The sequence below is a fragment of the Pseudomonas sp. FFUP_PS_473 genome, assembly GCF_002858665.1.
GTDB lineage: Bacteria > Pseudomonadota > Gammaproteobacteria > Pseudomonadales > Pseudomonadaceae > Aquipseudomonas > Aquipseudomonas defluvii.
This window is the reverse complement of record NZ_PJQQ01000063.1, coordinates 1-8,847: the sequence shown is the minus strand read 5'-3', so window position 1 is coordinate 8,847 and position 8,847 is coordinate 1. Positions and strand designations below refer to the sequence as shown.

The 8,847-nt window shown below is 59.6% G+C and carries 7 protein-coding genes; all 7 read left to right on the top strand.

The genetic code is table 11. The annotated features are described in order from the left end of the window. Positions 1-856 precede the first annotated feature (856 nt). The 7 genes from CYD26_RS24210 to recR all read left to right on the top strand — a co-directional run bounded on the left by CYD26_RS24210 (position 857) and on the right by recR (position 8,250). The gene (locus CYD26_RS24210) at positions 857-1,321 is read left to right on the top strand and encodes a CS1 type fimbrial major subunit (protein ID WP_099773970.1); all 465 of its coding nucleotides are present in this window, start codon (positions 857-859) and stop codon (positions 1,319-1,321) included. Between the two features lie 169 nt (positions 1,322-1,490). Further along, entirely contained in the window at positions 1,491-4,028 is a 2,538-nt protein-coding gene (locus CYD26_RS24205) for a CS1-pili formation C-terminal domain-containing protein (RefSeq protein WP_102053863.1), read from the top strand. 31 nt (positions 4,029-4,059) lie between these two features. After that, positions 4,060-5,274 carry a hypothetical protein gene (locus CYD26_RS25065; protein WP_145991823.1) on the top strand — a complete coding sequence of 405 codons (1,215 nt, stop codon included), beginning with the start codon at positions 4,060-4,062 and terminating at the stop codon, positions 5,272-5,274. Between the two features lie 39 nt (positions 5,275-5,313). Further along, entirely contained in the window at positions 5,314-6,054 is a 741-nt protein-coding gene (locus CYD26_RS24195) for a molecular chaperone (protein ID WP_256587581.1), read from the top strand. A 100-nt stretch (positions 6,055-6,154) separates the two neighbouring features. Next, on the top strand, positions 6,155-6,613 hold the full coding sequence (locus tag CYD26_RS24190; RefSeq protein ID WP_102053862.1) for a CS1 type fimbrial major subunit: 459 nt from the start codon (positions 6,155-6,157) through the stop codon (positions 6,611-6,613). 206 nt (positions 6,614-6,819) lie between these two features. Continuing rightward, positions 6,820-7,548 carry a pilus assembly protein gene (locus CYD26_RS24185; protein ID WP_102053861.1) on the top strand — a complete coding sequence of 243 codons (729 nt, stop codon included), beginning with the start codon at positions 6,820-6,822 and terminating at the stop codon, positions 7,546-7,548. 99 nt (positions 7,549-7,647) lie between these two features. Next, positions 7,648-8,250 carry a recombination mediator RecR gene (gene recR / locus CYD26_RS24180; protein WP_065760962.1) on the top strand — a complete coding sequence of 201 codons (603 nt, stop codon included), beginning with the start codon at positions 7,648-7,650 and terminating at the stop codon, positions 8,248-8,250. Positions 8,251-8,847 lie beyond the last annotated feature (597 nt).

The following is an 8,847-nucleotide window of genomic DNA, read 5'->3' as shown; positions in this document are numbered from 1 at the left end:
TATCTGTCGCCTGTAGCCATGGAGAAACTGGCGGCGTGAAACCTAAAGCGGTGTCCACTTTTACTTGACCAGTTCAGTCTTGCCCGCGATGCAAACGCCGCGCACTCACTGACACCCCACCGAAGCCATCGCAGGCAAGCCAGCTCCAACAGAGCCCGCGCTAGCCTGTAGGAGCCGGGCTTGCCCGCGATGCAAGCGCCGCGTACTCGCTGAGACCCCACCGACGCCATCGCAGGCAAGCCAGCTCCAACAGACCCCGCGCCAGCTGTAGGAGCCGGGCTTGCCCGCGATACAAACGCCGCGCACTCACGGACACCCCACCGACGCCATCGCAGGCAAGCCAGCTCCAACAGAGCCCGCGCTAGCCTGTAGGAGCCGGGCTTGCCCGCGATGCAAACGCCGCGCACTCGCTGGCACCCCACCGACGCCATCGCAGGCAAGCCAGCTCCAACAAAAACCGCGCTTGCCCCCGATGCAGGCACCACGGACTCACTGAAACCCCACCGAAGCCATCGCAGGCAAGCCTTGCTCCTACAGAGTGACCGTGTTGCCAACAAGTGTGGCAGGCGCTGCGTGCGTGCTGATACCCCACTGATCCTATCGTAGGCAAGGCCTGCTCCTACAAAGGTGTAGTCACGGCTTATGCGCTTATCGCGGGCTTTAGTAAGAATATTCCTACATTTTCTGAGCTTAGTACCTACATCTTGCGTGTAAAGCAATCGCCATACTGTGCGCATTGGTTAGCAGTGATGAATGTCTGACAGATAGCGCTGTAAGCCATAGACAGAAACTTGCTTATGTAAGGCTGTCGATTGCATCAAACCCATTGTTTCTCGAAATTCCCTGTGGAGTTCATATGAAGAAGTTCCTGGTTGTTCCTTTCGCCATGCTCGTTGCTGGCAGCGCCTTTGCTGTTGATACGAAAAGCAAGACGGTTGATATCACTGCTAATATTCCAACCGATGCATTCTATGTTGAGGCCGACACGGGTTGGGATACTGCCCCTCAAGCATTGCCTTATAACGCAGTTACGCAAACTTTGACGCCAGTCCAGCAGCGTTATGTTGCCAAGAGCACCACGGGTGCCATTAGCGCCAAACTCGACGGTGTGCCGCAAATCAACAGCGGCGCAGACGCCATTCTCCTTGATGTTGAGTTTAACGGCATCAGACTGACTACTACCAGTGCGGAAGTTATCCCGGCTACCGCTGCCGCTACAGAATCGATCGTGGGGTTCAAAGTTGCTGCCCAGCCCGGTCCATATCAGCCTGGTAACTACAGCGGCACTATCAATATGACGTTTGAAACTCCGGATCCTTGATGTTCTAGCTGTAACCGCTACACCGTCTCTAGTTTGAATGCCTGGGGGTATTGTGTTCCCCTTCGTGCCCCCAGGCTGCTGTTGCGCTTTTCCCGTTTAAACCTCCCCATCTTTAATTGTTCGCGCTTGTTTTTGCGCGAGCCGGGGACTTATTGCCCGAGAGATGATCATGACAACTTTTCCGTACGCCAAAAGTTTGTTAGCGCTTGCACTTGCCGGTGCATTGAGCATTGGGCTGGGTACGGCTCAGGCCAACCAGCAGCCCTCGAGCGCAATCTCGCTGCTGACCCAGGCCCAGGGCCTGCCGGCGGAGTTTCGTGATCATTTCTTTGATGTACCCCTGGCCGTACGGGTCGACCTCGACGGCCGTTTCATGGCAGAAGCCATGCTGGTACTCAGCCGTGACGAGAAGGTTCAACTGCTTGAGTACACCGATACCCACGAGTCGGAGGTTTCGGCGCAGGTGTTACAACAGTGGTTGGCCACTTTGAACGAACCGCAGCCGTTGGGCGATTGCACCAAAAAATGCGCCAATGGCCTTTTGGCCCTGCATTACAGCCTGGCCAACTCGCAGCTGTCGATTCTGACCCAGGCCGCCGAGCGTGATGCCAGCCTGGCGCGTTTTCATGCCTTGCCCGAGCAGGGCAGCCACGGCGTGCTGCTGCGCAACCAGTTGAACCTTTCCGGCGGTGAGCGCGACGTGCATGGCACCTACACCCTGGAAGGTGTAGGCAGTGTAGGGCAGTGGACCACCACGGCCCGTGGCCAGGTGGACCGCAGTTCGGGTACCGGCGGCCAGATGCAACGCTACCGGGTCAGTGACCTGCACGCCGACCGCCTGGTCGATGACCGGTTCTACCGTTTGGGCTACTTTGCCCCGAGCGCTCAAGGGCTTACCCGTCAGCCGAACACCCTGGGCAGTCGCCCGGAGGGCATCGTAGGGTTCATGTTCGGCTCGAACGACAGCCTGGTGATCAATGACGGCCAGGCCAGCACCACCCCGATCTACGTCACGCCCAACCGCCCGGCGACGGTCGAGGTGTACCGTGATGGCTCGTTGATTTACACCCAGGCCGTGCAACCAGGCCTGCAAACTCTCGACACGCGCAGCCTGCCGGGGGGTATCTATGAAGTGGAAGTGCGCCTGATTGAAGATGGCGAGATCACCTCGCGTAGCGAAGAGTTCGTGTACAAGCCACGCAACTGGTCGAACCCCGATCAGCGCTGGCGCTACAACGCCTACCTGGGGCAAAGCCAGGACCTGTTGAGCAATTGGCAGGATGACCGGGCGAAAAGCCTGGGCGCCGGGGTGATGGCCAACTACCTGCTGCACCCACGTGCCGTGCTGGGGCTTTCTACCGAGCGCGTCAACGACGCCATGCAGTACGGCACCTCGCTGGATTGGGACATCAAAGACAACGTCAAGCTGTACGGTAACCTGCATCACACCGAAAACCAGGGCAATGGCTACGACCTGCAAAGCATCTATGCCCACAAAGGCGGCAGCGTGGTCCTCAGCCACAGCCGTTCCTGGATAGAGACCACCACCGGTAACTCGGTAGACCGCCTGAACAGCCGTGCCAAGCGTGAAGTGCGTGAAACGCAACAGAATTCGCTCAGCCTGCAGCAGCGCCTGGACGACAAGAACAGCGCCAACCTGCGGGTTAACCACAGCACGGGTGCCAACTCGGGTGTGGGTGTCGACTTGTCCTGGGTGCGCCGTGGCATGGTCATGGGTTCGGATGCGACCTGGCGTTTCTCGGTGTTCGACCGCCCCGGCAGTGCCAGCAGCGGTGGGGCGCGTAACCGCGGCGTCGATGTCAGCCTGACCATGAGCCTGGGCAGCGATGGCAGCCGTGCCTATGGCAGCCTTGGCAGCCGCACTGGCCGTGACGGCAGCCGCGAGCACAACGCCTCGCTCAGCTATCAGCAGCAACTCGACCACGGCGTGCTGCGCAGCGTGACCGGTACCCTCAACGCCGACAGCTTCGGCGTGGGCGTTGGTTCCAGTGCAGAGCTGCAGGGCCGTGCGATGTCCGGTTCTGCCCACCTGCAAACCTCATCGTTCAACAACGAACTGAGTGGCGGCCTGAACCTGCAAAGCACCGTGGGCATTGGCGGCGGCGCTGTGGCCATGACCGGCGACACCGGCCTGATACAGTCGGCGATGGTGGTGGATGTCGAGTCCGACTTCACCGACCTGGAAATGCAGGCTTACGACCAACAGGGCTTGGCCAGCACCCTCAAGCCGGGACGCAACCTGGTCCCGGTGTCGGCGTACAAATCCGGCAACCTGCAGTTCGACTTCAACGGCGATGCGGCGCCTGCGGCGGTAATCCAGCCGGCCTCGGCCAGCTACCACCTGAACAAGGGCGGTGTGGCGTACCAGAAAGTGCGGATCATGCGCACCGTGACTGTGATCGGTCGGTTGCTCGACAAGAGCGGCGAGCCGCTGCGTGGCGCGATGGTGATCAACCATGCCAGCCGCAGTGTCAGTGAGGCCGATGGGTTCTTCTCGGTGGAAATGAGCGAATCCACGCCTACGCTGGAAGTGCGGCACAAAGGTGGCCAGCAGTGCTTCCTGCGCCTGGACAAAGACCGCTACGAGCGTGAGCACGATGTGTTGCTGGTCGGCGACCAGACCTGCACGCCCGAGCGGCTGGCAGCGGCAGAGCCCGCCAAGGCGCCAAGCGCCAAGCGTGGCTAACCTTGACGACAACGACGATGGAGAGGTCGGTATGAAACCGATGAAAACAATGCGCCTGGCGGCGCTTTCGCTGGCCTTGCTGGGGGGCGCCGAGGCCGCGTTGGCATCCGAGGTGACGATTACGGCGGAGTATCGGCCTTCTACTACGAATACGCGGTTTAAGAATACGACACCTATTAGTGGATTTTGTAATGCTTGGCCGCACAGGCCTGAGTGTTCGGCCGATAATTATTCGGTAGGGCTGGGTATTGATTATGTTAAGAAAAATTTCAGGCTTGCGCCTGATATGTTAGATCAATTCTATGTTTCTCTGCCTGGGGCAGTAGACTTTCAAGTTAGAAATACTGCTTCCAGTGAAACGCATGCGTTGAATTTCTCAGTAACTAATTTTAGTGCCCGTGTCGATGGAGGTACTGCTGAGCTTCCTTCGCCAGTCTACACTCCCTATATATCTGGGGGGTGTACTTATATTGTTGTGAACGGTAATGCTGCTTGGGGGCGCTTGCTTTGGCGTGTAAATAATCCTGAGAATCCGACGCCATGCCACTCAACATCTGATTGGGGGCCTGCGGGAGGGGAAGTAAACTCGCCGGTTACTGAGTTTTCTATCGGCTATACGCTGACGACACCCAACCCCCTTGCCATGGGTGCCGGTATCTATGAGGGGCAAATTCAATTCAGTGTTGGCAGCAACGGGCAGCCAGGGGATATTGGCCTGGGTAATGGCGTCTCGGGCAACCCGCCTTCTACCGTGACACTTAACTTTGTACTCGATGTACAACACGCCTTCGAACTGCAGTTCCCGGCCAACTCCGACAAGGTGATCCTCGAGCCGCCAGGTGGCTGGATGCGCTGGCTGAATGGCGGGCCTGCGCCCGAGAAGTTGGTGCGCGACCTGCCGTTCCGGATTACCAAAACCGGGCCGATGTCTGTTTTTATGGAATGTGAGTACCCAGTCGGCCTCTTATGTGGTGTTCGAAACCCCCGCAATAATCACATTGCTGCGTTGGATATAAAAATGTCGCTGCCCGGGGGGCTTCAGCTCCATAACGGCCAGGCGGTAGAGCGCCACCCGATCCCGACCGGGCGCACGATGCCGCTGCGTGTCGAGACGGTGACGCCGGTGTTCAACCAGCCCGGGGCGCTACATTTTGCGACGGCCCCTGGTGAAGCGGCAGCGATGGTGCAACACCCGGGAGACACGTACCGTGGGAATGTCACGGTGGTGTTCGATGCCTTGCTCTAGCACCTGGGGTGCGAGGTGAGGCGGCTCAAGAGGAGCGTAATGGCAATGATCAAACGTCAGTTGTGGGCAGCGCTGCTGCTTGGCCAGGCCTGTGTGGCGCAGGCCATGCCCGAGCTTTACGTCGGCACGTTGTATGACTACCTGGGCGCAGAGCGCAGCACGATGCAAAAGCGCTTGAACAACATCGGCAGCTCAACGGCCTTTGTCAGCGTGTCGGTGGCCGAGATGCATTTCGATCACGACGATAAGGTCAAGGAAACCCCGCTGGATGGCCAGGACAGCGGGCAACGGGCGCTGGTGGCAACGCCTTCGCGGTTGATCATTCCGGCCCAGGGTATGCAGAACGTACGCCTGCTGTTTCGCGGTGACCGGACGGTGGAGCGCTACTTTCGTCTGCGCTTCAAGCCGGTGTTGCCCAAAGGCGAGGATGAGTTTGCCCTGAGTAAAGAAGAAGCGGCCCAGTACCAGAAAACCCTTGCGGCGGACGTCAGTGTGCTCAAGGGCTTTGGCACGGTACTGCTGGTGGCACCGCGTAACGTCCGCTATGCCACGGTGCTGGATGACCAGCCGCGTATGTTCCGGGTGCGTAACAACGGTACGGCGTCGGTGGTGTTGGAGTCGTTCAAGGACTGTGACAGCAAGGGCGAGCAGTGTACTGCCCCGTATACCTACCATGTGCGGCCCGGGAAGGTGCGTGAGTTCACCAAGCAGGCCGGGCGCACGTACCAGTTCGAACTGCGCGAAGGCGAGGCCCTTAAACCCTACGCGCTTAAAGGCTGAGTGTGTGTTGTTGGCAGGCTATGCGGCGGCCTTGGGCAGGTAAGCCCAGGTGCGTTGGCATTGTCGGGCCTGTATCTGAGAATTTTTTAGCGAGCCTAATATGAAAAAGTACTTGGCTATCCCGTTAGCATTGCTCGTCGCGGGCAGTGCAATGGCAGTGGATATTCGGAAACAGGTTGAGGTCATTGTTCAGGTTCCGTCGCAGGAGTTTTATGTCCAAGCCGAAGGCGGTTGGGACCAGCGCAGCCAGGCGCTGAGCTATAACGTGATGCAGCAGCGCCTGCGACCGTTGACCAAGCGCTATATCGCCAAGAGCGTTTCGGGGGGCATCCAGGCCAGGTTGGTCCAGCAGCCGGTGATTACCAGTGGTTCGGATTCAATTCCGCTCACTGTGAAGGTGAACGGCAGAGAGCTGAACCTGATCGCTCAAGAGGTGCTTTCGGCCGCCGACAGCAGCGTGCAGGCGTACATGCCGGTGCAGATCTCTGCCGCTGACGGGCCCTATGCGCCCGGCCAGTATCAGGGATTTGTCAATCTGATCTTTGAAACACCCTTGTGAGTGATGTGGCGCCGGGTGCTGAGCGTGGAATGTGTGGTTTGGCAGTGTCTTTGGTAGTGCCCTTGGTAGGAATAGTCCTACACCTCTAGCGGAATAGCCCGGTATGTCCGCGGCTGTTTGTTTGGAAGAATCTGCCTCGCCGGTTAGGGATCATTGCATGCCGGTTAGTTGGTTGTTTCCAAATACCATTAACAAGGGTTTATGCCATGAAAAAACTACTGATCATTGCCGCTGCGCTGTTGTTGCAACCCTGGGCTGCCCAAGCGATGCCACGCCTGAACATCGGCGCCCTGAACGATTATCTCGATGCCTCCAAGACCACTCAGGTCAAGCGTATCTACAATGGCGGCACTTCCACGGCGTTCGTCAAGGTCAGCGTCTGGGAGCTGGTGCGTGGGCCAGACGGCAAGTTCCGTGAAGTGTCCCTCGATGGCCAGGACAGTGCCAGCCGCTCACTGGTGGTAAGCCCCGCTCGTTTGATTATCCCGGCCTCTGGCATGCAGTCGGTGCGTTTGCTGTACCGGGGTGAGCGCGACCGCGAGCGTTACTACCGCCTGCGCTTCAACCCCGTGGTGCCTGAGGTTGGTGATGGCTTTGAGGTGAATGCCGACGGTGCCAAGGACTACAAGGACAGCCTGGAAGCCGGTGTGCAGGTCATGGCGGGTTTCGGTTCGCTGTTCTACGTACGCCCAACGAACACCCAGTTCAAGGTTGATATGGATGAGCACCAGGGCAAGCTGGTGGTGCGTAACAATGGTAACGCCACCGTGGAACTCGACCGTTTCCGTGCCTGTGAAAGCAAGGGCAAGAACTGCGCCTCGGCTGTTGTGCACCGTTTGCTGCCAGGGGCTGTGCTTGAGTTCGATAAAACCGGCGGGCGCAGCTATGCCTTCGACCTGATCGAAGGCGAGAAAAAGACCGAAATCGAACGCTAAGTAACCCTTGGGCAGGGTGGCGGGGGGCGTTGCCGTGGATTTGACGCCACCCCGGCAGCCGGGTATAAACCGCGTTTAGTCGCGTTCAGGCCTTTTCCCATGAGCTTCAGCCCACTCATCCGACAGTTGATCGACGCCTTGCGTACCTTGCCGGGTGTCGGCCAGAAAACGGCGCAGCGTATGGCGCTGCACTTGCTGGAGCGTGACCGCAGTGGCGGTGCGCGCTTGGCGCTGGCACTAAGCCAGGCCATGGATGGGGTTGGGCATTGCCGCCAATGCCGAACCCTGACCGAGCAAGAGCTCTGCCCACAATGTGCCGACCCGCGTCGTGACGACAGCCTGCTGTGTGTGGTTGAAGGGCCGATGGACGTGTATGCGGTGGAGCAGACCGGTTATCGGGGGCGTTACTTTGTGCTCAAGGGGCACTTGTCGCCGCTCGACGGTTTGGGCCCTGAGGCTATCGGCATCCCGCAGTTGATGGCCCGCATTGCCGAGCAGAGCAGCGTGCGTGAAGTGATCCTGGCCACCAACCCGACGGTGGAAGGGGAGGCGACTGCTCATTACATCGCCCAGTTGCTGGCTGACAAAGGCGTCGTCGCATCGCGCATTGCCCATGGCGTGCCGCTGGGTGGTGAGCTGGAACTGGTCGACGGCGGTACCTTGGCGCATTCTTTCGCCGGGCGTAAACCAATCTCGCTTTAGTCGCTGTACGAAAAGCATCGCACTCACAGACACCGCGCCGAGGCCATCGCAGGCAAGCCAGCTCCAACAGGGCCCGCGCAACCTGTAGGAGCCGGGCTTGCCCGCGATACGGACGCCGCGCACTCACTGGCACCCCACCGACGCCATCGCAGGCAAGCCTGCTCCAAGAGAGCCCGCGCCAGCTGTGGGATTGGGTCTTGCCCGCGATACAGACGCCGCGAACTCGCTGGCACCCCACCGAGGCCATCGCAGGCAAGCCAGCTCCAACACGGCTCGCGCTGTAGGAGCGGGTCTTGCCCGCGATGCAAACGCCGCGTACTCGCGGATACTCCACCGACGCCATCGCAGGCAAGCCAGCTCCAACAGAGCCCGCGCCAGCTGTAGGAGCCGGGCTTGCCCGCGATGCAAACGCCGCGTACCCACTGGCACCGCGCCGAGGCCATCGCAGGCAAGCCAGCTCCAACAGAAAGTGCAACCTGTAGGAGCCGGGCTTGCCCGCGATGCAAACGCCGCGAACTCACTGGCACCCCACCGAGGCCATCGCAGGCAAGCCAGCTCCAACACGGCTCGCGCTGTAGGAGCGGGTCTTGCCCGCGA

Coding starts and splice junctions, on each gene's coding strand:
- CYD26_RS24205 (WP_102053863.1), top strand. CDS start 1,491: ATGACAACTTTTCCGTACGCCAAAAGTTTGTTAGCGCTTGCACTTGCC.
- recR (WP_065760962.1), top strand. CDS start 7,648: ATGAGCTTCAGCCCACTCATCCGACAGTTGATCGACGCCTTGCGTACC.
- CYD26_RS25065 (WP_145991823.1), top strand. CDS start 4,060: ATGAAACCGATGAAAACAATGCGCCTGGCGGCGCTTTCGCTGGCCTTG.
- CYD26_RS24210 (WP_099773970.1), top strand. CDS start 857: ATGAAGAAGTTCCTGGTTGTTCCTTTCGCCATGCTCGTTGCTGGCAGC.
- CYD26_RS24185 (WP_102053861.1), top strand. CDS start 6,820: ATGAAAAAACTACTGATCATTGCCGCTGCGCTGTTGTTGCAACCCTGG.
- CYD26_RS24195 (WP_256587581.1), top strand. CDS start 5,314: ATGGCAATGATCAAACGTCAGTTGTGGGCAGCGCTGCTGCTTGGCCAG.
- CYD26_RS24190 (WP_102053862.1), top strand. CDS start 6,155: ATGAAAAAGTACTTGGCTATCCCGTTAGCATTGCTCGTCGCGGGCAGT.